Source organism: Bacillus cereus group sp. BfR-BA-01522, from assembly GCF_022662635.1.
In the GTDB taxonomy this organism is placed as follows: Bacteria; Bacillota; Bacilli; order Bacillales; family Bacillaceae_G; genus Bacillus_A; species Bacillus_A cytotoxicus.
On the sequence record NZ_JAKUDY010000019.1, the window covers coordinates 33,065 to 57,735 of the forward strand.

Below are 24,671 nucleotides of genomic sequence, written 5' to 3' on the forward strand. Positions count from 1 at the left end.
TTTACTTAATATTTGCTAAAATACGTTCCGCACCTAATTGTATACTTCGAGTAATAATTCCATTCATAATGGTAAATGCAATGAATAGAATGATAAACATCCCCCACATACCAACTTCAAAATAGAAAAATAATGCGCAAACTCCACCTACAATAACTAGATCCATTAAAATATTGGCAAGGAAGTTCCATAATGTTGTATATCTATTCTTAAATAATTTTTGCTCTGAGTCCCAATGTATATCCGCAGTTTGTGCATCCCAACGTACACCAATTATATTTGTGAACCACAAACCATTGGCACTAAGCAATATCCATAATAATGTAAAGAGTGGTGAAATACCGCCAAAAATCGTCAAAACAGCTCCAAATACAGCTAATATTGTTATATTCACAAACCATGCTGTAAATACTTTTGCCAAAAAGACATCTGATGCTTTTACTGGTAAATAACGATTCACATACCATGAACTTCCGTCTCTAGAAAAAGAAGTTGTAGCAATAACATTACTCCCCATTAAAAATAACCCAGCACAAAAACCAGTGCCTAGCGCTAAACTAGACCACTCTGGATTTTTTACAAACTTCGAAATCCACGTTAAGTTTCCATCTTGTACGAAAATAATAAAGAAAAACATAATTGGCAGAACAAAGGTGTTCACGATACAATTGATAAAAAATTGTGGAGTTCTAAATAAAATTTTGAACTCTTTTTTTATATATGCTTTTATGTGTGAACTTTGTACAGTCGATTTTTTAAAATTTTCTGCCGAAATACGTTCTTTTTTTGCCGTACTGGTTGAAAGCCCGATAACTCCTTTTAAATATGTACGTTGTGCAACATAGAAAAACAACACGAAAAAGGAAAATGAAATCACTGCAAAAAGGAATACATAAACAATTCCTTGCCAAGATGCATTTTCTATTAATCCCATCGCTCCGAAATATGTTGTTGGAAAATAATTCGTGATTTGAACCAATAAGGAGGATTGATGCTCAGCAAAATAGTTGGCTACCATATCTTCTGACGCTACATTTTTGTTTCTCCATTGCATAAATATATTAATGCCTACAATCAATAATAAGGTTACTAATCCAATGAATATATTACCTCTATCTTTATTTTTCGCAACGTTTGTATATCGCATAAGCAATGTCATTAAAAGTGAAGCAAGTACAAGTGGAATGATTGGGAAAAAGATATAAATGATTAGAACGTATACATAATACGTAATAAATGCACCACTCTGTATTCCATAAACAATGAAAATAGGAAATAAAATAAATGATGCCATTACATATTGTGCAATTAATACAGTAATAAATTTTGCAGTAATAATTTGAGCTGGCTGTAAAGGTAATGGTAATAACGTTTCAACGTCATTATTATAATAAAATACAGTTAAAATATTCGTAATACTAATCACAAATACCCATATGCTCGCAACAGCCAATCCCATACCAAGCAGCAACGTTTCTTGCCCAAACGCTTTCATTTGTACATACATCCCATATGTAAGTGGTCCAATAAATATGAATCCCGCAAATAATAGCGCTACAAAGGAAAAGACATACGCCCATCGTTTCTTTTTATCTGTTATAATGTCAGCATAATTTAATTTCAACAGTACCTTTGTTAATGTCCAAATTTTATTCATTTCCTGTCATCTCCAAGAACATTTTTTCAAGGGACTCATTCGATTTAAAATGATCTCTCATTTCTGTTAAATTCCCTTGAAACTGTAAGCTCCCCTTATTAATAATCGCAACGCGGTCGCATAACTTCTCTGCTACTTCCAATACATGCGTAGAGAAGAATACTGTTTTTCCTTTATCGGCATGTTCTCTCATCATTTGTTTTAAAGTAAACGCTGATTTAGGATCTAATCCTGTCATCGGTTCATCCAAAATCCATACATCTGGATCATGAAGAAGAACACCAATAATAATGATTTTTTGTCTCATTCCATGCGAATAACTTTGAATTTGATCAGATAAAGCATTGTATAAATCAAATCTTTCTGCTAACGATTGAATCTTTTCTTGCCGAACGTTATGTGGCACCTCATACATATCCGCCATGAAATTTAAATATTCAATCCCTTTCAAGCGTAAAAACATATCGGGACTATCTGGAACATAACCGAAAGTTTTTTTCGCCTCCAACGGTTCTTGTGCCACATCTTTTCCATTAATTGCAATTGTCCCTTTATCAATTGTATGAATACCTGTAATCATCTTAATCGTTGTTGATTTCCCTGCACCATTTGGACCTAAAAAACCAAAAATTTCTCCATCTGAAACTGTTAAGTTTAAGTCTTTTACTGCATATGAATTCTCATTATAACTTTTCGAAACATTCGAAATTTCAATCATACCATTCAATCCTTTCCTCTATTACAAGTATTACTAGTATTACTTGTAATATGGTATATTTATTATATCATAGTTATATCTTGTAATTTTAATATTTTTTATTTTCACGCTTTCTTAACCATAAAAATAAATATATAAACCTAAACCAACAGTTAACACAGCTGCAAGTAGAAGATAAATCATCGTAAGTCTCCTAATATTCCCCTTCGTTTCTTTACTATAATGTTCATCCCCTTTCCTACCTATCATAACTGTTCCAATTACAGTTACTACTACAAATCCCAGCATAAGTATCACTAATTGTTTCATATTTTCTTTCCCCTCCTCCACAACTATTTTATGTTATTCTTTTTATTTATCATGCTTATATTGTATCATTTCCCCAAACTTTCAATCTTCTTTCTTTATCATCTATTATGTGAAATAAATCCAATTATTACTAATACTTAGTAAAAAATGTGATATATTTATAACATAAAGTTATATATCATCTAAAAGGAGGTTATACATGAAAACGACATGGATCAAATATCTTGGATTCCTTGGCTTCTTCGGCTTCCTAGGGTTCTTTTATTATAAAGGATTGTTTAGTATGTTTTGTTTCTTTTCCTTTTTTACAACTTATAGGAAGGTCAAACACGATGAACTCTTTGAACAAATTGTTAATAAAGCGTGTCGAAATGCGTTTATCGTTTCATTATTGGCAACGGCTATCATTCTATTTATAGAAATTCTACTCCCAAATTCACCTTTACAAGAACTCGATATCGCTATCGTTTTCGGCTTACTGATTCTCACATTCAGCTTCTCTATTTATGCTTACGATATACCAATGGATGAAATGGAAGATACACCATGGCGTTCATAACGAAAATAAAAGAAGCTCGAGCGAGGTTACATATGACACAAGAAGATCTAGCAAAGCGAGTTGGTGTGCGCCGAGAAACGATAAGCCATTTAGAGAAAGGCAAATATAATCCTTCTTTACAACTCGCACATGATATCGCCAAAACATTACAGACTACAATTGATGAAATATTTATATTTGACGAATAACTTCTTCATATACAAACGAAGAGGATGCTATACAACATCCTCTTCGTTTGTTTTTCTCATCCTTACTTCTCTAATAACAATTCTTTCATTCTATCCAATTGTTCATTTGTGAAACCTAAGCCGTTCTTAGCATAGTTTTCTATATTTCTATATTTATTATACATTTCATCAATCGCTGCTTGTAAGTATTCAGCACGAGCCTCAAACATTGCACCTAATATCGCTTTACTCTCTTCACTCTGTAAATTTGCGCCTAACAGTTCCATCATTTTTTGATTTAATTGTTCGCGAAATCCATTACTTAATAAATAATCTTCCATTACCGTTTTTTCTGGAACACCAAGCAGAAGTAATAGTAAAGCTGAACCAAAGCCAGTGCGATCTTTACCAGCTGTACAATGATTAACGAGCGGTAAGTTTTCCGGATTTTGCGCAAGTTGCAAAAACTTCACAAACGCTTCATTTCCAGTTACAAAGTCTTTATTCATTTTCACCAAATATTCACCTGGCTTTCCTAACTTCGATACATCGCCCACTTGGAAAAATTCATTTATATTTAAATCTTTTGCTAAGTCTTGCATAACTGGTAAGCATACTTGTCTAACACCTTGAATGCGAGGATTCGGCTTATGTTTCACTTCAAAATCTGTCCGGTAATCACAAATTAATCTCAAACCAGATTGTTGTAAATAATCTATATCAGTCTCTGTTAAACCAGCTAATTCTTCCGAACGAAATATTTTCCCCCACTTTACTCTGCGTCCATCTGTCGTTTCATATCCCCCTAAATCTCGGAAATTAAATGCTCCTTGAAGTGGTAACCTGCGTTCGGCCACTGTAACAGCCTGCCCATTACTCCCTACTAATCGAAAGTAGGGACGCGCATTGTCGCTTGGACTTTCAATTGTACATGATGATTGTCCCGATACTCTCAATAACAATTCACCATTTTCTTCAATTCCTTCTGAAACAGTATCCCAATATATACGAACTTCCTCCGGCCCCTCTTCCCATTGTATATGTAACATATTCTCTTCATTTCGCTCAACACTAGCATGTAACCCAGTTCTTTGCTGTTTCATTATTTCATCAACTCTTTCTGCGTATTGTTTATATATTATTGTATTACATAAATGCTATTTTTGTCCCAATTACCGTTCTTTCACAAACTAAACATTTTTTGTTATACACATTTAGCTTGTACTTCTGCATGAACAAAGTTGTCCTTGAATATATAGAATACTAGAAAACATTGTACAATTAAAGAAAAGAGGAGGTTCACCTTTGAATATCCAAACGCTGCAGCAACAACTGGAACTCATTCAACAAAATGATTACTCACAAATGCAACATTTCGATATAGATGAGTTGCTCCTAGGTATGATGCAGCATATCGGGACAACTGATAGCTATATTCGCAATCAATTAATATATGAGTCTTTTTCTCATTTTATCCAACATCACTTTCTGTCCCACGATCAATTAGAACTATTATTGACAACATGCCTTAGTGAAGAGTATTTATATTTCGAGATATCATCTCCACATACTGATGGGGTATTCACTCGTTCTTATACAGCGTTATTAATTGCTTTAATTATTCAATTTGATAATGTTCATACATTTCTATTGCCCGAAACCATACTAGAAATAAAAGAAAAACTTATTACATGTATGAATTTAGAATCAGACTTCCGAGGACATATCGAACAAAAGGGATGGGCTCATAGTATCGCACATATTTCAGACGCCTTTCATCAACTTGTTCAAAACCCTCACATATCCGGTCCGTGCTATGAAGAAATCATTCATTGCTTGTTAAATAAAATATTCATTCACTCGACTGTATATTACAATAATGAAGATGAAAGAATTGCTACTCCTCTTTTAGCTATGCTATATTGTGATTTTCCAAAGGAAGCGTTTTTCACCATCTTATATAAGAAAATGAAGCGACTACCTCAAATTCGAAAGCGCCTATCCCTTGATGAATATTGTATGCTATGCGCCAATATAAAAACTTTTTTACGCACATTACTTTTTCGAACAAGAGAAGATCCTCATCTTACCTCACTTTCTAACCGAGTCGATAAAATACTACGAGAATTTCCGCAGTATTATTGAAACATTACATACATGAAAACATAATTTGTTTATAATTTATATAAAATACAGCGTGCATAAGAAGCATGTATTTTACTTTTTCTTGATAAAACAGGACGACGAAAATGGTGTTCAATGAAAATATGTGGCAATCGAAACAAAGTTACGAAACATATGCATAACAAAAGAAAGTAAGGGAAAGTCTGTCACTCCCTTACTTTTTTTTTTTACTTACCTCCTCTACATTCTCTTTACAATCCAACTATTCACCCCTAAAAAATTTTAAATATGTGCTCTTTCCTACCGTCGTATTTTCCGTATGGATTACACACATATTTATCTAATAAACATTCACTTTCTGTTTTGTCCAGAAGGAATCTCATTTATTTTGTCTAAATATATATAGATTCACAAAATATTCATTCATCTTTGGAGGATTTTTTCATGGTTAAATATATTTCCATTTTAGGTTCAACTGGTTCAATCGGTACATCTGCATTGGATGTAATTGCTAACCATCCTGAACATTTTCAAATTATCGGCTTAACAGCCAATCATAATATTGAACTTCTTGAAAAACAAATCGAAGCATTTCATCCTCGCATTGTATGCGTTGGTACAAAAGAATTAGCAACTACGCTTCGTCAGCGAATCTCCGGCAACATAAAAATCACATATGGTCCTGATGGATTAATTGAAGTTGCAACACATCCTGATACAAACCTTGTTCTTACTTCTGTTGTTGGTATTTCAGGTCTTCTTCCTACAATTGAAGCATTAAAAGAAAAGAAAGATATTGCGATAGCTAACAAAGAAACATTAGTAGCTGCAGGTCATATTGTTACTGATCTTGCTAATCAAAATAATTGTCGCTTAATTCCTGTCGATAGTGAACACTCCGCTATTTTCCAATGTTTAAATGGAGAAAACAGTCAAGAAATTGAAAAGTTAATTATTACCGCTTCGGGAGGCGCGTTTCGAGAGAAAACACGGGAAGAAATGGCGATGCTAAAAGTCCAGGATGCCTTAAAACATCCCAATTGGTTAATGGGGGCAAAATTAACGATTGATTCAGCTACATTAATGAACAAAGGTTTTGAAGTTATGGAAGCACGTTGGCTCTTTAATATTCCTTATGAAAAAATGGATGTTCTCATTCATCCCGAAAGTATCATTCATTCCTTAGTTGAATTTGTAGATGGATCCGTCATGGCCCAACTTGGTGCGCCTGATATGAGAATACCTATTCAATATGCTTTTCATTATCCAACTAGATTACAATCGAACTATAAAAAACTAAATTTATTGGAAGTTGGTAACTTACATTTTGAAAAACCAGATTTCAAGAAATTCCCTTGCTTATATTATGCTTATGAAGCTGGAAAACTTGGCGGTACAGCCCCTACTGTCTTAAATGCAGCAAATGAAATCGCAAATGCTCGATACTTACAAAATGACATTTCATTCTTTGATATCGAAAAAACAATTTACTCTACACTTGAAGCTCACGATACGATTATCAATCCTTCTTTAGAAGCAGTATTAGCAGCAGATAATTGGGCACGTGAATATGCACAGCAATGCATAAAGAAAGCGAAACTTTAATAAGTAAGTTTCGCTTCATCCCTCATTAATTATTCATCTTCACCAATCGTGCTTGGATGAGCGACCTTACTCCTATCGAAATTTGTGGTAGACGTCTTATTATCTATAAAAGTAGAACACTTAATCATTCAAAATCTTATCCAAACCATTTCATACACAATTATTCAAATAAATTTTCTTAAAGGAGAGACACATATGATTTCTAAATTAAATCCAGCTTCTATTGAAATGGCAGAAGCTATTCTTGCTATTCAAATTCCGGCTTATGAAATTGAGGCAAAGTATATAAACAGTCATGCCATTCCGCGTTTATATGACCGCGTTACCGATATTCAAAATTGTGAAGAAACCTTTTATGGCTATTTCTTAGCACACACATTAGTAGGTTTTATTTCATTTACAAACGAGGAATCTTTCGTCGATATCCATCGACTCGTCGTATCACCAAACTATTTTCATAGAGGAATTGCTACTGACTTATTACTTCATCTATTCCAACTCTTCCCTCATATACATACATATATTGTACAGACAGGCAAAGCAAACACGCCTGCCCTTTCTCTATATAAAAAGCACGGATTTATTGCAACACAGAATATTTTGTTACCGGATGGAACACCTCTTGTAAAGTTAAAAAAATCTAAAAAAAATGAATAGTTTGACTTAATTTCTTTTGTATGTTATTTTTTTAATTATAAAACCTTTTGCTGAATCCACTATGTGGAGCGGGGGACCCATTTTTGTAGCATTTGCTACTTGGGGCGAATCTTTTTAAGTAGGGAAACTCTCACTTCCCGAGTCCGACAGCTAACCTCGTAAGCGTAATGGGAGAGGGAAGGTGCTTTTTACTGATGTTACACAGCATTCCTCCTTAACTATAAATGATTTGGAATCGATGTCACAAGAAACCTATATTTATAGTAAAGGAGACTCGTACAATGTTACGTTTATCAGATCATGAAATAAAAATGATGGAACAGCGTGTTCGATTGGAACAACAACGTACGTATCAAGCAAATAAAATGGTTAACAACTTGCATCACAAATACTTTTTCCAGCACATTTTTCAGCCAAAAAGATAGAGTAACAATCAAAAAAATATACAAGTAGAAAAAAGCTTTGCACCATATTGCAAAGCTTTTTTCTTTTCAAGATTAACCATATCCCCCCCTTTTTTTCGCTCGATATTTTTTCACTTTCGCAATCGTTCCGCATGCTCTCCCTTCTTTTCCTCCCGCATACATCCCGCACCAGCGCTTACTTCCATTGCGAGAATGATCATAAAAGACCCAGCGACAATCTGGACATGCTTTTAATCGACTCCACTTTCCTTCCTCAACTGCTACTAAAATAATGTGTAATAGGATTGTGTAAAAATTCTTTTCCCCTACTGGTTCATATGTAATCGCATCCATATTTTCTGTTATACACACACGAAATGGATATTTTTCAAGCCATTGTTGCAATGAGCCTTTTTCCTCAACTATAAAGCGAAGTTCATCTCGAAACTGTTTTAGTTCATCCACTGTCCCAAAAGAAATCTCTTCATCCCAATGCCTTTTCGTAAAACGAAGTACATCTTCTATCGTATGAAGCTCGTCCACTTCCTCCCTTGTATCGTTTGGAATTCTCCACGTATTTAAAAATCTCCTGACAATTTCTAATTGTTCTGGAGCTTCTTGACTTTGATTCAAATACACTCACCATCTTTCCAAAATTTACTTTTTTCTGACTTTGTGTATAATTATAGTATAAAACAGTTAACCATTAAAATGTTTTAATGGTTACATTTTCGGAGGAGACTTTATGAAAAACTTTTCAACACCCATACGCATTATACTGATTTCTTCATTCTTTATGTCATTTGGATACTTTGCAGTATACGCTTTTCTTGCCATTTATTTAACGAATTTCTTACATTTTTCTGCTTTGCAAGTTGGAACCATTTTAACAATTATTATTATTACTTCACGAATGATCCCTTTCCTTTCTGGCATTATTGCCGATAAGTTTGGTTACATGATTATGATGATTGCCGGCTTACTATTAAGGGGGGGTGGTTTTATTTTCCTAGGAATATTTTCAGAGTTTCATACGATTGTACTTTCTTCTTCGCTTATCGGGTTTGGAACTGCTCTTTATGAACCAGCAGCTCGCGCCGTATTCGGCTCACAACCCGCGTACCTGCGCAAAGATTTATTTACATACTTAAATCTCGCTTTTAACAGCGGCGCGATGCTTGGTCCAATTGCTGGTACTTTATTACTCGCATGGAACCCTTTATATCCATTTATACTTACTGGATTTATGATGTTATTATTGGCTATTATGTTTATTTTTCTTAAACCTCACTTCCAAGTTTCTACTGAAAATATACATCTTTTATCTGGTTTAAAAAACGTTTTCGAAAACAAACATTTTCTCTCCTTTTCATTCATTATGATTTTCTTTTACATTATGTTTACGCAGCTTACCGTTGCTCTTCCACTTTATATGACCTATATTAGTCATAGTACAAAGCTAGGTGGACTTGTTGTTACAGTAAATGCCATTACAGGTGTTTTATTTATGATTCTATTTCGAAAGGCATTTCATCGTTACAACACCCTTTCAATTGTAAAATGCGGCGTACTATTAATGGGACTTTCTTTTTTACTTATCCCTTTATTGTCCCATCCGTATTGGCTATTTAGCTGCGTGATTTTATTTACCATTGGTGAAACACTTGTATTACCTAACGCCGATATTACAATTGCAAATTATAGTAATGAATCTTATACAGCAACATATTTTGGCGTCTATCAACTTTCTCTTGCGATTGGCTTTATCGTTGGAAGCTATACCGGCACATTGTCTACATCACAAAATGAAGGAACCTATGCCCTTTGGATCATCTTTGGCACACTAGGTATAACAGGGTTTATGTTGCTTTCTCTTTTACAAAAGTTTGGACAAAAACAAGAAAAAGATTTCATTCAAGATATGTAAAACCACTCATTTTACCTATATAAAAAGTCATCATTTTGAAACAGTGCAAGCAAAATGATGACTTTCTCTTTTTTATCAAGCGAAACTTTCATTATTCATAACTTATCTTCGTTTCACTTAATTCCTTACTATGTAACACTAGCAAAATAATTACCGTTTCGCTCTAATAGGTACACAAATTTCACAAAGATGGTTATCAACCATCTTTTTCATGTATCGCTCAAAAACTGGTCTTGTATCTATTTCATAGTCGCTATTTAGCAAGTTAGAAAAGATTTCAATCCATGCTTTTTGAATCGCCTCTGCCGTATGCTCTACTTCATAAATCGCATATTTCCCGCCGGGTAATTCACTTTCCGCAACAAAATCGTCAATTGGTTCATTTTTTTCAATAACGATGCAAGCATCATAACGACAACTTTCAGGTGGCGTTATTTCTGGATTGTCATGCGAAATTCCTAATACAATCGCCGTTTCATCTAAATGTTTTTTCTCCGCAGCCCAATTTTTTAATTTCTCCATCGTTTGCACGTTACCAAACCCGTATGGACCAACTTGTCGCACATATGCAATTCGATATTTTGGTAAGTTCTCAATCTTACTATTCATATAGCCTTTCTCCCTTTTAGACATATTTACTACAAATCAAAGATTATCATGATTTAAAAATTTAATCATCTTAATTTTTAAAATTTTTATACACCTAATATAATGAACTTCCCTAATTTACACATCACAATAAAAGCGTCGTTTTATCTATAAAACAATATTTTTTATTAAGATATAAAAAACACCTTTTAGCCTAACTAAAAGGTGTTTTTCAGTGTTATTAATGAATATCATGTTTTTTGAAGTTACCGCCTTTTACTTCCGCTACATCGTATACCGTAACAAAAGCATCTTTGTCGATTTCATGAATAAGTTCCTTCATTTTACTTTCTTCTAAACGGTTAATCACACATGTGATTTCTTTAAATTGTTCCTTTGAATAACCGCCATATACTTCATTATAGGTTGCACTTCGTCCTAAGCGTTCTCGAATTGTTTCTACCATTAAATCTGGCTCTTTCGTAATAATTTTAAATGTTTTCGATCCGCTTAAACCAACTTCAACAATGTGGATTACTTTAGATGCAATAAAATACGCAATGGCTGACAGAATCGCCCCTTGAAGGCCAAACACCGCTGAAACAAAGATAAAAACAAACATATTTAAAAACAAAATTAAATCACTTGTCCCAAACGGTAATTTACGAGACAATAATACAGCTAACATATCAATTCCATCTAATGCGCCGCCATTACGAAGAGCGAGCCCCATCCCAAATCCTATAATAATACCACCAACAACGGTAACTAGCAATGTATCTCCTTCAATAATCGTTGGAATTTCATGCATCAGGATCGTACCAATCGCAAGTGAAGCAATACCGATAATGGAAAAAATAGCAAAACTTTTACCGATTTGCTTATATCCTAACCAAACAAACGGAATATTAATGACTCCAATTAGCATCCCTAATGGTAACCCAAATAGTTGTGAGCTAACGATACTTAAACCTGTTACTCCCCCATCCGATACGTTATTTGGAATTAATACCGCTTCTAATCCGTATGCTGTGATGAATGCCCCAATAATAATCATCAATACTTTCAAACATATTTTTAGCTTCTTGGGCTTGTGTGTGTTGATTTGACTCATGTTGTTTCCTCGCTTCAAACTTATTTCTCTTTTGCTTATGTTGATTGAATCTGCTAGATTCTATTTTAACATATTATTAACAAACTACCTACCACCTACATTACCTTGAAAGGGAATGTTTCTAGTACATAGAAGCGTATTTACTTAACCAGTAACTACAAACGCCGCTTACGATAGAGCATACGTTCAGAACAAAGTAACCACTTTACTTGACCTAAAAAATAAGCTGCCTATAAGCCAGTTTACCAACTTATAGGCAGCCACCCCTCTTATTTTTTATAATCCCTAGCTCAAATTGAATATGTTTTATTTAACTTGCTTATATATGTTTATTTTCAAATACAAAACCTTAGTTTAACTATACACAGCTTCTTTCTTGCTTAAACCAAGTGTCTTAGATGTTGATGTATGAATTTCTTGGAAAAGTTTTGGATTTTCTACTAATGAAATACCATAGGAAGGAATCATATGTTTTATTTTTTCTTCCCATTTTTCCATATATTGCGGGAAACATTTTTCTAACACTTCAAGCATAACATTAACAGCTGTAGAAGCACCTGGAGAAGCACCAAGTAATGCAGCGATTGATCCATCAGCAGCACTAACAACTTCCGTACCAAATTGAAGCGTTCCTTTTCCACCAGTTTCAGTATCTTTAATAACTTGCACACGTTGGCCTGCTACCACTACGTCCCAATCTTCCCCTTTCGCATTCGGAATAAATTCGCGCAACTCTTCAATACGCTTTTCGTTCGACAGCATCACTTGTTGAATCAAATATTTCGTCAATGCCATCTCTTTTACACCTGCAGCGAGCATAGTAAGTACGTTATTTGGTTTTACAGAACCTAATAAATCAAGATTTGAGCCCGTTTTTAAAAATTTTGGTGAAAATCCAGCAAACGGTCCAAACAACAATGTCTTTTTATTGTCAATATATCTTGTATCAAGATGCGGAACAGACATTGGTGGAGCACCAACTTTCGCTTTTCCGTATACTTTCGCATGATGTTTCTCAATCACTTTTGGATTGTTACATACCATAAATAGTCCACTTACTGGGAATCCGCCGATATGTTTTGATTCAGGAATTCCTGTTTTTTGTAGTAAAGGTAAACTTCCACCGCCAGCACCAATAAAGACGAACTTTGCAGTATGATATTCAATTTTACCATTGTTCATATCATGAACTTTTACTTCCCATAATCCATTTTTCATGCGTTTAATATTTTCAACACTATGTTTATAATTTAATTCAACATTCTTGTTTTGTAAGTGTTCAAATAACATGCGTGTCAAAGCACCAAAATTCACATCTGTTCCAGATTCCATTTTCGTTGCTGCGATCGGTTCATTTGATGTACGCCCCTCCATAATAAGCGGCATCCATTCCATTAATTTTTCAGGGTCATCTGAAAATTCCATTCCTTGAAATAGCGGAATATTTGATAGCGCTTTAAAACGTTTTTTCAAAAATGTTACATTTTTTTCCCCTTGTACTAAACTCATATGAGGTATCGGCATAATAAATTTCTGTGGATTACGAATCAGATTGCTATTCACAAGATAGGACCAAAACTGTCTAGAAAGCTGAAATTGCTCATTAATTTTGAGGGCTTTTTTAATATCTATAGATCCGTCAGGTTTTTCGGATGTATAGTTAAGCTCACAAAGTGCAGAATGGCCTGTACCCGCATTATTCCATTCATTCGAGCTTTCTTCCCCTGCGCCCTCAAGTTTTTCAAACATTTTAATTTCCCATTCAGGTGCTAACTCTTTCAGTAATGATCCTAAAGTTGCGCTCATGATTCCAGCGCCAATTAAAATAACGTCTGTTTTTTTCTGCATGTTGCTCATGATAATCTCTCCATCCCCTATATTGGCAAAAAAGAATCGGCATCTATGCTCAAATATAAAAAGCAATATGCCCCCTAGGCCCCACCTAGGAATATATCTTTTTTGTCTCAATTATAACCATCTCATACTCTATTATAATAATTAATAGACTAAAATATCTAGTATTATCTGATAATTATTTATAGACTAAAATATCTGGTATTATTTTATGATGATAATTCGTCAAACGCGAATACATTCTTTAGAAACTTAAAGTGAACAAAAAGAAGAGAAACTGAAAAGCTTCTCCTCTTTTTAAGATGCGTGATCTTTCTTTTTCATTAATGTTCTTTTTTTCATTGCTTTCGTTAAATATCCACCTTTAAAAGAACGAATTTCATAAGAAGACATGAACGCTTTCGGCGCAATTCTGTTCACAATTTCCAACAGCTCTTGTTCTCTTGAACGCTTCGCCACAATGTCTAATCGATAACGAACAGAATTAATTCCTTCCCCTTCAAACAATGTAACACCAAATCCCGCATTTCTTAATTCATCCACTAGTTCATTACAGCGATCTAACAAACTAACATGATACGTAATATAACCGATAGCTAATTTATTTTCTATATAACCACCTAATAAAAGACCGGCACTAAAACCAATTATATAGGCTACAATATTCATCCAATTTGATAAATCTTGAAATACAATCCCTAAACTTATAATATAGATTGCACCTTCGAGTAAACCAACACCAGCAGCGGATCTTGTTTGATTTTTTACAAGCAAAATCGTCCGGATTGTTAAAACAGGAACATAAATAATTTGAAGTACAAAAATCAGTAACGCTTGTAACATATATATCCACCTCTTTTCAAAAAGTCTTTTGTCATCATAACATACAAAAGCTCGAGAAAGCGATGGTTTTCCCTAACATTTTTTAAGAATTTTCTTACACGTCACATAGCGCTCTTTATGTAGTACCCTTTCTATTTTTTCTTGTTTTCTTCTTTCACTAATTGCATGTTTGCATAAGCTAAGTTTGCAATCATCAAAAAGTGACCTCCTAAAATTCCCGTTCCAAATGCCCACATTTCCATTTCATGTTCGATTTCATACATAATAATGGCTCCTAATATCGCAGCTGCAAAACGATTTAAAATGCCGATTCCAGGAACTCGTTTCTTCAATATAATATTTCGTCCTATTTTCTCAACTCGTCTAGCTAATAGCCAAAGACAATATGCACTTACTGCTAATCCAATCCCAAAGCCGGTTACTTGTTTGGAAAACGGAGTAATCGTTCCTATAAGTAGCAAACTACTAAAAATCATATACAATTGCAATCGATAAACGCGCAATGCCATTTGAATCAACAATATCCGCTCCTAGTTATCAATTTTATTTTTCTTTTGATTCAGAAAGAAAGCAGCAACCTAAACAGTTGCTGCTTGTTCTTGTTGTTGATCAATTTTCCGAATTTCAATGCGCTTAATTTGATAAGAATCTTTTTCAAGCACTTTAAATTCATAATTCTCTGCTTCCACACATTGTCCTTCTTCAATCTCATGATTTTGCATCATAATCCAACCGCCAATTGTATCTACATCTTCTTCCTCAATGTGTAGACCAAATAAATCTTTCACTTCTGAAATCAACACTTTTCCATCCACAATCTTATGATGTTCATTTACGTGTTGGATTGGCGGATCTTCATCTTCATCATATTCATCACGAATTTCCCCAACAATTTCCTCTAATATATCTTCAAGCGTTACAATTCCAGCTGTTCCTCCGTACTCATCATATAATACAGCCATCGGAATTCGCTTCTTCTGCATTTGTAGAAGTAAATCATGAATTGGAGTTGTTTCCATCACTTCAATAATTGGGCGCATATACGCACGAATGGATGATAAATCTTTCGTATCATTGTTCATATATCGAATAAAGAAATCTTTTACGTTAACCATACCGATAATATCATCTTTATCCTCTCCAAAGATTGGATAACGTGTATATCGCTCATTTTGGATAATTTTCATGTGTTCTTCTACTGAATCTTCAAGATAAAAGCCAACAATCTCTGTTCGTGGCACCATTATCTCTTTAGCAATGCGGTTATCGAATTCAAAAATGTTATTTACATATTTATATTCTGCTTGGTTAATTTCTCCACTTTCATAGCTCTCCGAAAGAATAAGACGTAATTCTTCTTCCGTATGTGCTACGTCATGTTCAGAAGCTGGTTTTAAGCCAAATAAGCCTGTTACAACACGAGCAGAGCTATTTAGCATCCAAATAAACGGATACATCACTTTATAAAATATCATTAAAGGTCCAGCAAATAATAAAGTGATCCTTTCAGCCTTTTGAATTGCCATTGTTTTCGGAGCTAGCTCTCCAACTACAACATGCAAATATGTCATAATCATAAACGCAAGACCAAAAGTTAACACATGTGAAATGGAAGGGGTTAAATTCCACTTTTCAAACAATGGACGCAATAATTTTTCTATCGTCGGTTCACCTAGCCAACCAAGTCCCATTGCTGTAACTGTAATCCCTAGTTGACAAGCAGATAAATATTCATCTAAATTCGTTGTTACTTTTTTTGCTGCTAGCGCACCACGTTTGCCTTCCGCAACAAGCTGATCAATGCGACTTGAACGTACTTTTACAATCGCAAACTCCGCTGCTACGAAAAATCCAGTAAATGCGATTAAAATCGCAACCATGACTAAATTAAATATCTCCAATGAATCCCCTTAGTAAAAAACTAAGGTGTTCACCTCCTGTATACTATAATGTTTTCTCATTTACGTTTCTTTTCTTTAGAAAACATAGCGCTATACAGAAATTAAAGGGGATAGATACAATTTACACTATAAAAACATCATTAGTGTTTGCATCAAAGCTGTCGTTTGACCAGATAAAGATTTTGATATTTTTTCTCGTTGTGAATCAGTCAATCCATCTAACAGAGGTTTTAACTGTGTTAATTCTGTTTCTAATCGCTGGATATGTTCTGTCACTTCGTTCACCTGTTTCGAAACGTGTTCATTGATACCGAGCAGCTTTTTCTTCTCCTCGATCCTCTCTTTAATCTCACAAAGCGGCATATGCATTTCTTTGCATTTCTCAATAAATTGTAGTGTTTCAAATGCTGTCTCGTCGTAATAGCGATAATTGGATTGAGATCGCTCCGCTTTTAAGATACCTAGATTCGTATAATAATCAATCGTTCGTTTCGAAACATGAGCCAAGTGAGCCAACTGTCCGATTCGATACACCTTCCCAACGATCTTCCCCCCTCATTTATATTAAGAACATCATACAATACATAAACTGTACAGTCAAACGTGATGGTTTATTATTCACAATATATGCTAACATTTCATTCCAAATGTCACCTGTATTCTATGATTTCCTTCTATTTGTAAAGGTAGTATCTTTCTATTTATGTTACCATTAATTTATAAATATTCACACAATAGGGGGATCTCTATGGCATTGGACATGAAAGAAAACTGGCAAACATGCAACAATTCACTACAATTAGATTCGGAAGCTTATATTTGTACGTATGAATGTACATTTTGTGCTCCATGTACTGAAAACACGCATCATATTTGTCCAAATTGTGGAGGTGAATTAATACGTAGACCAAAGAAAAAGAAACATCTATTTAAAAATCCCTTTTAATGTATCACCAATTATAGTAGCTAAATATTCATAACCCTGCTCACTAAAATGCAATCCATCCCGTTCTTCATTCTCTAAAAATCTTTTATAATTGGATTCTTGTATCATAAGAGAATGTAAATCTAGAAAATGACTTTTTGTTTCTTTCGCTACTTCTTCCATCACCTTTGCATACTGCTTTAATACTTCATTTGTTCTCGCAAGTTGTCTTTCTTCATCGACTGGCGCAGGACTAATAAGAAGTACCTTTTCTGGAGAAATGCTTCGTACAATTTTTGTTACATTTTCTTTATATTCTTCCTTTGGCACTTGCTTATAAAATGCCGCATCATTTGTCCCAAAAAAGACCGTTACAAAGTCTGGGTTCAAAGATAAAACATCCTCTTCTATTCTTCTTAAAGCATCAAATGTATCATCACCAGGAACTCCGGCATTTACAACTTTCCACTCTGGAAATTGCTCTTGTAGGCGCGGTGTTAACCGACGCGCACCATTCCAAAATGTTTCATCGGCTGTAATGCTATCACCAAAACATACGAATGTATTCATTTTTCTCTCTCCTTATTATTACATACCCTACTTATTGTACCACCATCCATAACACCATTCCCAATCAATTGTTCAATGATTTCTGAAACATTCATTTTCCCCATTCCTACTTCACAAATAGATTTAGAATTACCATAATGAAACCACCTTATCTATGATTAGACAATTATGAGAAAAAACCTTTAGAAATCCTTGTATTATATAAAAAAAATACGATTTGTTTTTATTGATAATACAGTAGCGAATATATTTTCATTCTTCTGCTTCTCATCATATGCTGTCACTTCGCTCAACTTCACAAATCCCCCTCTTCGCTTTTATATTTAAAAAATACGGGAATAATAAAAAAATACTTTGAACACATAGGAGGCATTGTATGAAACCTGATTTCTTGCAAGCAATTCAAAACGCTGTTGGTCACATTGAACACATTCATATCGAAGAAAGCGGAGCGGACAGCTTACTCATTCATCATGATGATCCGAATAAACTAACACAAGTTGCGAAAACATTAGAAAGTCAAAACTTCTATTCTGCAATAAGACATAATGGACAAACATCATTTATTGAAGTCATCAACAAATGAAAAAAGTTCGGTCATATCCCGAACTTTTTTATCCTTACACTGAAATTTCAAACTCTCTTACATACACTGCTGTTCCTGCCACTTCAACATGTAATACATTATCTTTCTCTGTTCTCTGCACATACACTCGTACACGTCCATCTTTGTGTATCTCCTGCCCTTGTTCAACAATACATATCATTTCCTGTTCTTTATCTTCCTTCAAAAATGTAGCATAATAGGCTCCCATTACACCAGAAGCTGTTCCTGTTACTGGATCTTCAATTGTTCCAGCATACGGTGATAAAAAATGACGACCATGCATATGCGCTTCTTCATGATACGTTTCGAAACAAAACGGATGAATAGACGCGTTAGGTATTTCTACTAAAATAGATGGAAAGATCTTATTATTTGGTTTCATCTTTTCGCAGGCAACCAATGTTTTAATAGGTACTAATAATGTCCAAACCCCTGTACTTCCATATACAATTGGTAATGTTTCATCTATATCTTCTTCATGAAGAGCGATGCTCCGTGCTACCTCTTCTTTAGAGCCATGAAATCCTTGAAACTGTGGTTCTACTTGTCGCATTCGAACATATACTTCTCCATTCCCATCTATTTCTACGCATACTGGTAAAATTCCAGCTTTCGTTTCGAGCAAAAGGCTACGGACTTCTTTCCATACTCCTCTTGTGTAAAGAGCATATATAGTAGCCACTGTTGCATGTCCACAAAGATTCATTTCATGACCTGGCGTGAAGTAACGAATCTTTATATCGGCAACATTTGAAGGGAATACAAAAGCGGTTTCGTTAAATCCTACTTTTTCCGCGATACGCTGCATCTCATAATCTGTTAATCCTTCTGCATCTAATACAATCCCTGCTGGATTTCCCATATTGGGTTTATGACTAAATGCATCATAATGAAATACCTTTATTTTCTTCATTTTGTATCCCCTCATCTTACAGACTTTTTCATACAAAAATTAATAGAAATAAACAAAGGAGCTATTCGTCGTTGAGCAGAGCCTCTCATCTTACTCTAAATTTTCATAATACCACTTACATTCATCTAACCATGCTTAAACTAATCCATCGCTGGATTACTCATTTTTCCAGTTAAAAATAAGAATGTTGATTTTTCCCTTCAAAAAGAATAGAAGTAATATAACCAATACTCACAAAGCACTCTATTCACAATCTCAGTAAAAAAACACCATATCAAATGTATACCCATTGGATTAAAATGCAAAATAAATAATTTTATTATATATTACAATATTAATGGATATGTATACAAATTGCCTATCATAACATTACTATATCCCACATTCTCCTTCTACACATGATAGATATAGAATAGCACCACACTAATGAATGGGTGAACTTGTCCACGCTCTATCATATGCTTGTCCTTTCCCAAAACAGAGAAACGCCCTCTAGCAGACACCAACACTCTTCAGATACATATTGAGGTAACATCTTGGAAACTCCCCCTATTCATTATACTGTTTCCTGCTCGTCTACATTCCTTGTTATTGTATGATTTCTAGATGTGGATTAAGTCAAAGATTATTTTTAAATTATCTCAACGAATAAAACTCAATATCCTGTCAATACTGTTGATAACCTTTTCTAACTTACCCAAAAGTTGAGCAGCAAAAACAAATTTTTTCCAATGGTGGTGGGTCGGTTATTATACGAATGTAAATCACAATAAGTTATAAAATACAACATTATCTAAACTAAGAAGTATGATAACCATAACCTTTAGCCATAATTATAACTAAAGTTTTCTTGAATATAACATGACAAGGAGATATTTTATGGAAAATAACAAGAATGGAATACTCGCTTTAGTTGTTTTTGCTTTAGCTTTAGCTTTTTTTGTTGTTGGGATGATTTATTCATTGTGGGGAGCATTTTGAAGCGGTAATACGAGCAAAGACACTTAAAACCTCAAACTGCCTCAAAGACCCTAGCTTGTTAAAGCATGCACCGATACTTATGGGACAGCCCCTTTTCGAAAGCACAGAAATATTTAAAATGGTTATAATCATTTTAAACAGTTGGGAAATTTGCATTAACCAATTATATTATCCAAAGCATTTTATCACTTATGATTTTCTCAACGTGTTTTAAAGACATATCAAAATTAATGTGCTGGCAGCTTTGTATCTTTCAATGTATATGTAGTATAGTTTGGACTAAATTTTTTCGATTACAAATGGTTCTTATTCACGTACACTACACACAGAGTACGGTGATTTAAACATACAAATTCCACGTGATCGTAACGGTGAATTTAAACAACAGACAGTGGCGCCCTATCAGCGCTCAAATGATACCCTAGAAGCAACCGTTATACATCCTATTTCAAAAAGGAATTACGATGACAGAAATTGCACATTTCATTGAGAAAATGTACGTTCATTATTACACAACTCAAACCATTTCAAGTGTGACCAAAGCTGTATCAGAACAAGTAAAAGCTTTTAACCAACTGCCCTTACATACACGTTACGTGTATGTATATTTAGATGCGGCATACATTGCCGTGCGCCGTGAAATTGTGTCAAAGGAAGCCGTCTACATCACTATTGGCATTTATGAAGATGGTTCAAAAGAAGTACTTGCCTATACGATTGCACCAACCGAGTCAGCGCATAACTGGAAAGAGCTCTTAGAAGAACTAAACGAACGCGGTGTGGAAGATGTGCTTCTATTTATTTCAGATGGTTTAAAAGGTATGGTAGACACTATCTCAAGCGTATTTCCAAAAGCGAGATATCAAACTTGTTTAGTCCATGTAGCACGCAAGTTGTCGCACAAAGTTCTCGTAGAAAATCGGCAAGCGGTATGCGATGATTTCAAGACTGTTTATAAAGCAGATTGCCTAGAATCTGGTCGAGAAGCGCTTGATGCTTTCTGTTTAAAATGGCAAAAGGCCTATCCAAAAATGGTGAAATCACTTCAAATCAATCAGCATATGTTGACGTTTTACAGCTTCCCAAAGGAGATTTGGAGAAGTATTTATTCAACACATTGAATTGAATCTTTTAATAAACAAATCAAAAAATACTCAAAGTGTAAAAAACAGTTTCCAAATGAAGAGTCAATGGAACGCTTCCGAGTCTCGCAATTTGAGCACTATAATCAACGCTTCGCCACGCGTTGCCACATCGGTTTTAATAAGGCACGTGCAGCATTAGTAGCGATGTTTGAGGAACTTGAAGCGTAAAATTTTACCTACAAATAAAGTTATTTTCGTACCAAAAGTGACGTTCTATCTGAAAAGGTTAAAAAGTCATTTGCGCAAAAATATTGACGGTACCAGAAAAAGGAATAGACAAAAATGCAAACATTGTAATTTATTGCATTTAAAATATATTTAATATTCCTATTTACCTTTCTCTCTTTTTAGTAATTTTAATAATTATAAAAATTACTAAAGAGATAATCATATAAGTAATTAAATATTTATAACCAAAGGAACTAAAATCAAAAACTAAATTTTTGAAAGTGATAACACCTTCAAAAAATACTTGTAAAATTAAATATACTGTTATGGTTAATGGAATTGCTAACCTAAAATTTCTTGGAATTGATATCCAAAGTTTAAACAAAAAAGCTTGAAATTTATTCAAACAAAACCTCCAATTCACATGATGTAAAAAGTATTTATCTTATATAAAAATATCCAAAAATACATATTAATTACAATAAACCGATATTTTACTAGTTCGCACCCGGCTAAACTAACAAAGGAGAAACCCACTCAAAAAATCTCCACCTTTCCTCCATTGCATTCCGAAATTCAGCTGATGTTTAACTTTCGACAAGCCGAACAGACCAGAAACGGGGTTAAGTTTCTCAACTTGGACTAGCAATTATATCAGCCGAACCATCAGTTTTTCCGTTCTCAATATTATTATTTTTCTGTACGAATCAACGCTATGTGGGGTTTCGTCCCCACACGACGAGCCAGCACTCACACCCAAAAACAAAGGAGAACATTTTTCTGAACATTCCCGATGATACATCTTGTTAAATTTCCGGTTATTTCTATGTGAATTATATCAAATCAATGTATAGACAAAAAGACTTATATTCTTTTTCCAATAGTTTATCATTTTATTTGTAAAGTAAAATGATAGTGGCAATTAAATATATGGGGCATTATTTAGATATTTCTAGTTCTATTGAAGATTCGTTAACTAGATCTATTCAACAAGTAGCTCCAACTTGGGTACCAGATTGGAAAATTAAAGGTGTCGTAAAAACAATTACATTCTATTTATCGATTTAAATACATTAGAAGGAGGTAGTTTATGAAATATCTATCTATCGTTTCAAAACTTGTATTTTTTATAATCATACTTGTTATTGTTATTGATCATTTTGAATTATATAAGTATTTCGGTTTATCACAAACAATAACAAAAACAATAAATCCTTTCGGAATTTGGATAATTATTATTGCTGGTGTTTTATTGATTATAGAATGGATGCAAAATAAACGATGAGTTTGTTTAATGTATGTAAAAAGAATGTTTTTATCTTTAACATCGGTATCAAGCTAAGCCCATACAACGTCAAATAGAGTAGTGGTTGTTTCCTTTTTTCTCTTATAGCTTAGTTTTTGTTGTTGCTCATCTGTAAGTCGGTGAACAATCACACGAGTTGGTACTTTATCCGTCATTCCTACATAAGCGTCAGATATTTCATATGTTTGACCTGGCTGAAGAGAATTCATTAAGACCTCCATATCCATCACTCCGTACCTTTTTTGATTCTTCCATCTTGAAAAGAATCAGGGTTGGGATTTTTTGATAAATACATGTGTTGGATTTAATACAAGAAATATAATAAGCCTTTTTATCTTGTATATGTTGCAAATCTTTCAAGTGAAAATACCCTAAATCTCGGATAGACAAATCATTCGCTGTTACAGTTGGGACACACAGAGAGCCATAGGTTCGATCATGTTGTTTACCTGGACCTGTATGGATATGTAGGAATTGTCCGCTTAATAGATCATATTCAAGTTGAATTTTCATTCCAGCAGTATGGCTACACCCTTCCGCCCCAGGATAAATGGATGAAAATATATCTGGAAGCTGAAATACAGTTGAATCTAAAATACGAATACGCTTGAAAACAGAGGTGTATGGAGCAGAAATTCAGTTTTTTCACGCTCTATTAACAAGGCAGTTATAGCATCCTGGTTTAGCGTTAAGAATGTGAATATATTCTACTTCTTTATTATCAAAAATTTCATCTATATTTTCTCTTAAATTTACACCTTCTGTAACCCTTGCTTCTACAATCATTGAGTCAGCATTGTAGCCGCGTATAGATAGATACCTATGATGTAACATAAGCGGAATTTCATTTACACCTAGCTTAGCGGTAGTTGCCCCCTTTCGTATAAATATAGGACCACTTGCTTTATAAGGCGAATTAACATTATGATATTGGTAGTTCAGTAAGATTACCTCTTCTCCTACCTCTGCATCCTTCAAACTTATCCTACAAGGATATCCAGGATTTTTATTTGCTATTATTTTGACTGCCCCGATACTTTTTAATTCTTCTTCATTCATTAGAAATAGGTTATGAAACTCCTTCTCTTGTAACGCAACGATTTGAAAGTTATTTCTCATATTCTATCCCTCCTTAATTAGTTGTTATAAAGCATTTCACTAATGATGCAACCACTAAAGTTCATAAAACTTGTTCAATACTCCTGCCCGTTGTCGAAGATTGAATTTTCGAAATATTAATAGTGAGTTTAACATAAAATTCCACAGGAATCTCTAAAAAATCATCCTTTTTAAAATAGAATGATTGCCCAATTATTTATTAATAGCGGTTAAAGTAAATCGTTTATCGGTTAAACCTAGTTTCTGAGCTGGCGTTGACCTTGTCTGTTTAGATACTTTAGTAGCCAAACAGAAGCTGTAGTACGTTCTAAAAATATATATTTTTTGTTTTGGGGAATAATGTATTTCTTAACTTGATAGCGATGTGGCTGTACCCCACATCCATCAACTTAAGGATTTGGACTATTCTTGAAATTAAAAGCACGTTACTATTTTCTTATATTAATGAGAAAGGGTGACGTACTTTTTATGAATATGCATCCAAAACAAGAGTTGTCTTTATTTGCCGAG

Annotated in this window: 27 protein-coding genes, 4 pseudogenes and 1 riboswitch; of the genes and pseudogenes, 14 read left to right on the top strand and 17 right to left on the bottom strand. The window is 34.1% G+C overall.

Features of this window, described 5'->3' with window-relative positions:
• Position 1 precedes the first annotated feature (1 nt).
• The 3 genes from MR059_RS19390 to MR059_RS19400 form a co-directional block, all read right to left on the bottom strand.
• Positions 2 to 1,657 carry a putative ABC transporter permease subunit gene (locus tag MR059_RS19390; protein WP_242161944.1) on the bottom strand — a complete coding sequence of 552 codons (1,656 nt, stop codon included), beginning with the start codon at positions 1,655 to 1,657 and terminating at the stop codon, positions 2 to 4.
• Complete coding sequence (locus tag MR059_RS19395) at positions 1,650 to 2,375, bottom strand: ABC transporter ATP-binding protein (protein ID WP_012094578.1); 726 nt, start codon at positions 2,373 to 2,375, stop codon at positions 1,650 to 1,652. Before MR059_RS19395 ends, MR059_RS19390 begins: the two co-directional genes overlap by 8 nt.
• 114 nt (positions 2,376 to 2,489) lie before the next feature.
• A complete protein-coding gene (locus MR059_RS19400; RefSeq protein WP_012094579.1) occupies positions 2,490 to 2,684 on the bottom strand; it encodes a hypothetical protein in 195 nt (64 codons plus the stop codon).
• Positions 2,685 to 2,883: 199 nt separating this feature from the next.
• Here MR059_RS19400 and MR059_RS19405 point away from each other — a divergent pair, with 199 nt between their 5' ends.
• Both MR059_RS19405 and MR059_RS19410 read left to right on the top strand, forming a co-directional pair.
• Positions 2,884 to 3,243 (top strand): DUF2178 domain-containing protein, encoded by a 360-nt coding sequence (locus MR059_RS19405; RefSeq protein ID WP_012094580.1) that lies wholly within the window; start codon positions 2,884 to 2,886, stop codon positions 3,241 to 3,243.
• The gene (locus MR059_RS19410) at positions 3,231 to 3,431 is read left to right on the top strand and encodes a helix-turn-helix transcriptional regulator (RefSeq protein WP_012094581.1); all 201 of its coding nucleotides are present in this window, start codon (positions 3,231 to 3,233) and stop codon (positions 3,429 to 3,431) included. The genes MR059_RS19405 and MR059_RS19410 overlap by 13 nt, the downstream gene beginning before the upstream one ends.
• 62 nt (positions 3,432 to 3,493) lie before the next feature.
• On the opposite strand, the gene MR059_RS19415 is transcribed toward MR059_RS19410, so the two are convergent.
• Complete coding sequence (locus tag MR059_RS19415) at positions 3,494 to 4,513, bottom strand: tyrosine-protein phosphatase (protein WP_242161945.1); 1,020 nt, start codon at positions 4,511 to 4,513, stop codon at positions 3,494 to 3,496.
• Between the two features lie 202 nt (positions 4,514 to 4,715).
• Here MR059_RS19415 and MR059_RS19420 point away from each other — a divergent pair, with 202 nt between their 5' ends.
• From MR059_RS19420 to MR059_RS19440, 5 genes and pseudogenes are all read left to right on the top strand, one after another.
• Complete coding sequence (locus MR059_RS19420; RefSeq protein ID WP_012094583.1) at positions 4,716 to 5,555, top strand: DUF2785 domain-containing protein; 840 nt, start codon at positions 4,716 to 4,718, stop codon at positions 5,553 to 5,555.
• 60 nt (positions 5,556 to 5,615) lie between these two features.
• Positions 5,616 to 5,729, top strand: a pseudogene (locus tag MR059_RS19425) (CGNR zinc finger domain-containing protein); the annotation flags it as partial.
• 249 nt (positions 5,730 to 5,978) lie between these two features.
• Complete coding sequence (locus tag MR059_RS19430; RefSeq protein WP_087095060.1) at positions 5,979 to 7,139, top strand: 1-deoxy-D-xylulose-5-phosphate reductoisomerase; 1,161 nt, start codon at positions 5,979 to 5,981, stop codon at positions 7,137 to 7,139.
• A 195-nt stretch (positions 7,140 to 7,334) separates the two neighbouring features.
• Positions 7,335 to 7,796 carry a GNAT family N-acetyltransferase gene (locus MR059_RS19435; protein ID WP_048724419.1) on the top strand — a complete coding sequence of 154 codons (462 nt, stop codon included), beginning with the start codon at positions 7,335 to 7,337 and terminating at the stop codon, positions 7,794 to 7,796.
• A gap of 38 nt (positions 7,797 to 7,834) precedes the next feature.
• Positions 7,835 to 7,977, top strand: a riboswitch (cyclic di-AMP (ydaO/yuaA leader).
• A gap of 100 nt (positions 7,978 to 8,077) precedes the next feature.
• Positions 8,078 to 8,221 (top strand): hypothetical protein, encoded by a 144-nt coding sequence (locus tag MR059_RS19440; RefSeq protein WP_012094586.1) that lies wholly within the window; start codon positions 8,078 to 8,080, stop codon positions 8,219 to 8,221.
• 72 nt (positions 8,222 to 8,293) lie between these two features.
• Here the strand turns inward: MR059_RS19440 and MR059_RS19445 are convergent, their stop codons facing one another.
• The gene (locus MR059_RS19445; RefSeq protein WP_164468649.1) at positions 8,294 to 8,833 is read right to left on the bottom strand and encodes a CGNR zinc finger domain-containing protein; all 540 of its coding nucleotides are present in this window, start codon (positions 8,831 to 8,833) and stop codon (positions 8,294 to 8,296) included.
• 112 nt (positions 8,834 to 8,945) lie between these two features.
• On the opposite strand from MR059_RS19445, the gene MR059_RS19450 reads away from it, so the two are divergent.
• Positions 8,946 to 10,127 carry an MDR family MFS transporter gene (locus tag MR059_RS19450; RefSeq protein WP_242161946.1) on the top strand — a complete coding sequence of 394 codons (1,182 nt, stop codon included), beginning with the start codon at positions 8,946 to 8,948 and terminating at the stop codon, positions 10,125 to 10,127.
• Between the two features lie 150 nt (positions 10,128 to 10,277).
• On the opposite strand, the gene MR059_RS19455 is transcribed toward MR059_RS19450, so the two are convergent.
• The 7 genes from MR059_RS19455 to MR059_RS19485 all read right to left on the bottom strand — a co-directional run bounded on the left by MR059_RS19455 (position 10,278) and on the right by MR059_RS19485 (position 16,961).
• Entirely contained in the window at positions 10,278 to 10,736 is a 459-nt protein-coding gene (locus tag MR059_RS19455) for an AraC family transcriptional regulator (RefSeq protein WP_012094589.1), read from the bottom strand.
• A gap of 220 nt (positions 10,737 to 10,956) precedes the next feature.
• Positions 10,957 to 11,829, bottom strand: coding sequence for a YitT family protein (locus tag MR059_RS19460; protein ID WP_012094590.1), 873 nt, complete (start codon positions 11,827 to 11,829; stop codon positions 10,957 to 10,959).
• A 354-nt stretch (positions 11,830 to 12,183) separates the two neighbouring features.
• Positions 12,184 to 13,686, bottom strand: coding sequence for a malate:quinone oxidoreductase (locus MR059_RS19465; RefSeq protein ID WP_048724428.1), 1,503 nt, complete (start codon positions 13,684 to 13,686; stop codon positions 12,184 to 12,186).
• Between the two features lie 294 nt (positions 13,687 to 13,980).
• Complete coding sequence (locus MR059_RS19470) at positions 13,981 to 14,526, bottom strand: DUF2179 domain-containing protein (protein WP_012094592.1); 546 nt, start codon at positions 14,524 to 14,526, stop codon at positions 13,981 to 13,983.
• Between the two features lie 131 nt (positions 14,527 to 14,657).
• Positions 14,658 to 15,044, bottom strand: a complete 387-nt coding sequence (locus MR059_RS19475; protein ID WP_041809815.1) for an ATP synthase subunit I — start codon at positions 15,042 to 15,044, stop codon at positions 14,658 to 14,660.
• Positions 15,045 to 15,104: 60 nt separating this feature from the next.
• Positions 15,105 to 16,427 (bottom strand): hemolysin family protein, encoded by a 1,323-nt coding sequence (locus MR059_RS19480; protein ID WP_012094594.1) that lies wholly within the window; start codon positions 16,425 to 16,427, stop codon positions 15,105 to 15,107.
• Positions 16,428 to 16,553: 126 nt separating this feature from the next.
• Positions 16,554 to 16,961: a MerR family transcriptional regulator gene (locus MR059_RS19485; RefSeq protein WP_012094595.1), complete on the bottom strand. Its 408-nt coding sequence runs from the start codon at positions 16,959 to 16,961 to the stop codon at positions 16,554 to 16,556.
• 214 nt (positions 16,962 to 17,175) lie between these two features.
• Between MR059_RS19485 and MR059_RS19490 the strand changes: the two genes are divergently transcribed.
• Positions 17,176 to 17,373, top strand: coding sequence for a DUF1272 domain-containing protein (locus MR059_RS19490; protein ID WP_242161947.1), 198 nt, complete (start codon positions 17,176 to 17,178; stop codon positions 17,371 to 17,373).
• On the opposite strand, the gene MR059_RS19495 is transcribed toward MR059_RS19490, so the two are convergent.
• The gene (locus tag MR059_RS19495) at positions 17,353 to 17,922 is read right to left on the bottom strand and encodes an SGNH/GDSL hydrolase family protein (protein ID WP_012094597.1); all 570 of its coding nucleotides are present in this window, start codon (positions 17,920 to 17,922) and stop codon (positions 17,353 to 17,355) included. The two genes, MR059_RS19490 and MR059_RS19495, sit on opposite strands and share 21 nt — an antisense overlap.
• 376 nt (positions 17,923 to 18,298) lie before the next feature.
• On the opposite strand from MR059_RS19495, the gene MR059_RS19500 reads away from it, so the two are divergent.
• On the top strand, positions 18,299 to 18,508 hold the full coding sequence (locus MR059_RS19500) for a hypothetical protein (protein ID WP_012094598.1): 210 nt from the start codon (positions 18,299 to 18,301) through the stop codon (positions 18,506 to 18,508).
• A gap of 34 nt (positions 18,509 to 18,542) precedes the next feature.
• On the opposite strand, the gene MR059_RS19505 is transcribed toward MR059_RS19500, so the two are convergent.
• Positions 18,543 to 19,442, bottom strand: a complete 900-nt coding sequence (locus tag MR059_RS19505) for a PhzF family phenazine biosynthesis isomerase (RefSeq protein ID WP_242161948.1) — start codon at positions 19,440 to 19,442, stop codon at positions 18,543 to 18,545.
• Between the two features lie 1,121 nt (positions 19,443 to 20,563).
• Here MR059_RS19505 and MR059_RS19510 point away from each other — a divergent pair.
• A pseudogene (locus tag MR059_RS19510) lies at positions 20,564 to 20,767 on the top strand (DUF418 domain-containing protein); the annotation flags it as partial.
• Positions 20,722 to 21,736, top strand: a pseudogene (locus tag MR059_RS19515) (IS256 family transposase); the annotation flags it as partial. The pseudogenes MR059_RS19510 and MR059_RS19515, both read left to right, overlap by 46 nt.
• 163 nt (positions 21,737 to 21,899) lie before the next feature.
• On the opposite strand, the gene MR059_RS19520 reads toward MR059_RS19515, so the two are convergent.
• On the bottom strand, positions 21,900 to 22,142 hold the full coding sequence (locus MR059_RS19520) for a hypothetical protein (RefSeq protein WP_041809818.1): 243 nt from the start codon (positions 22,140 to 22,142) through the stop codon (positions 21,900 to 21,902).
• A gap of 509 nt (positions 22,143 to 22,651) precedes the next feature.
• Here MR059_RS19520 and MR059_RS19525 point away from each other — a divergent pair.
• Both MR059_RS19525 and MR059_RS19530 read left to right on the top strand, forming a co-directional pair.
• Positions 22,652 to 22,804, top strand: a complete 153-nt coding sequence (locus MR059_RS19525; protein WP_157671234.1) for a hypothetical protein — start codon at positions 22,652 to 22,654, stop codon at positions 22,802 to 22,804.
• Positions 22,805 to 22,826: 22 nt separating this feature from the next.
• Positions 22,827 to 23,021 carry a hypothetical protein gene (locus tag MR059_RS19530; protein WP_048724434.1) on the top strand — a complete coding sequence of 65 codons (195 nt, stop codon included), beginning with the start codon at positions 22,827 to 22,829 and terminating at the stop codon, positions 23,019 to 23,021.
• Positions 23,022 to 23,134: 113 nt separating this feature from the next.
• On the opposite strand, the pseudogene MR059_RS19535 reads toward MR059_RS19530, so the two are convergent.
• Positions 23,135 to 23,678 (bottom strand): annotated as a pseudogene (locus tag MR059_RS19535) (IS4 family transposase); the annotation flags it as partial.
• Between the two features lie 9 nt (positions 23,679 to 23,687).
• Positions 23,688 to 24,161 carry a DUF1203 domain-containing protein gene (locus MR059_RS19540; protein WP_012094601.1) on the bottom strand — a complete coding sequence of 158 codons (474 nt, stop codon included), beginning with the start codon at positions 24,159 to 24,161 and terminating at the stop codon, positions 23,688 to 23,690.
• Between the last annotated feature and the right edge of the window lie 510 nt (positions 24,162 to 24,671).

What these genes read in the sequence shown, in the direction of transcription:
- MR059_RS19540 (WP_012094601.1), bottom strand. Translation starts at nt 24,161, where the DNA reads ATGAGAAATAACTTTCAAATCGTTGCGTTACAAGAGAAGGAGTTTCAT.
- MR059_RS19440 (WP_012094586.1), top strand. Translation starts at nt 8,078, where the DNA reads ATGTTACGTTTATCAGATCATGAAATAAAAATGATGGAACAGCGTGTT.
- MR059_RS19490 (WP_242161947.1), top strand. Translation starts at nt 17,176, where the DNA reads ATGGCATTGGACATGAAAGAAAACTGGCAAACATGCAACAATTCACTA.
- MR059_RS19410 (WP_012094581.1), top strand. Translation starts at nt 3,231, where the DNA reads ATGGCGTTCATAACGAAAATAAAAGAAGCTCGAGCGAGGTTACATATG.
- MR059_RS19450 (WP_242161946.1), top strand. Translation starts at nt 8,946, where the DNA reads ATGAAAAACTTTTCAACACCCATACGCATTATACTGATTTCTTCATTC.
- MR059_RS19455 (WP_012094589.1), bottom strand. Translation starts at nt 10,736, where the DNA reads ATGAATAGTAAGATTGAGAACTTACCAAAATATCGAATTGCATATGTG.
- MR059_RS19395 (WP_012094578.1), bottom strand. Translation starts at nt 2,375, where the DNA reads ATGATTGAAATTTCGAATGTTTCGAAAAGTTATAATGAGAATTCATAT.
- MR059_RS19430 (WP_087095060.1), top strand. Translation starts at nt 5,979, where the DNA reads ATGGTTAAATATATTTCCATTTTAGGTTCAACTGGTTCAATCGGTACA.
- MR059_RS19415 (WP_242161945.1), bottom strand. Translation starts at nt 4,513, where the DNA reads ATGAAACAGCAAAGAACTGGGTTACATGCTAGTGTTGAGCGAAATGAA.
- MR059_RS19500 (WP_012094598.1), top strand. Translation starts at nt 18,299, where the DNA reads ATGAAACCTGATTTCTTGCAAGCAATTCAAAACGCTGTTGGTCACATT.
- MR059_RS19405 (WP_012094580.1), top strand. Translation starts at nt 2,884, where the DNA reads ATGAAAACGACATGGATCAAATATCTTGGATTCCTTGGCTTCTTCGGC.
- MR059_RS19530 (WP_048724434.1), top strand. Translation starts at nt 22,827, where the DNA reads ATGAAATATCTATCTATCGTTTCAAAACTTGTATTTTTTATAATCATA.
- MR059_RS19470 (WP_012094592.1), bottom strand. Translation starts at nt 14,526, where the DNA reads ATGTTACAAGCGTTACTGATTTTTGTACTTCAAATTATTTATGTTCCT.
- MR059_RS19465 (WP_048724428.1), bottom strand. Translation starts at nt 13,686, where the DNA reads ATGAGCAACATGCAGAAAAAAACAGACGTTATTTTAATTGGCGCTGGA.
- MR059_RS19505 (WP_242161948.1), bottom strand. Translation starts at nt 19,442, where the DNA reads ATGAAGAAAATAAAGGTATTTCATTATGATGCATTTAGTCATAAACCC.
- MR059_RS19435 (WP_048724419.1), top strand. Translation starts at nt 7,335, where the DNA reads ATGATTTCTAAATTAAATCCAGCTTCTATTGAAATGGCAGAAGCTATT.
- MR059_RS19390 (WP_242161944.1), bottom strand. Translation starts at nt 1,657, where the DNA reads ATGAATAAAATTTGGACATTAACAAAGGTACTGTTGAAATTAAATTAT.
- MR059_RS19495 (WP_012094597.1), bottom strand. Translation starts at nt 17,922, where the DNA reads ATGAATACATTCGTATGTTTTGGTGATAGCATTACAGCCGATGAAACA.
- MR059_RS19460 (WP_012094590.1), bottom strand. Translation starts at nt 11,829, where the DNA reads ATGAGTCAAATCAACACACACAAGCCCAAGAAGCTAAAAATATGTTTG.
- MR059_RS19400 (WP_012094579.1), bottom strand. Translation starts at nt 2,684, where the DNA reads ATGAAACAATTAGTGATACTTATGCTGGGATTTGTAGTAGTAACTGTA.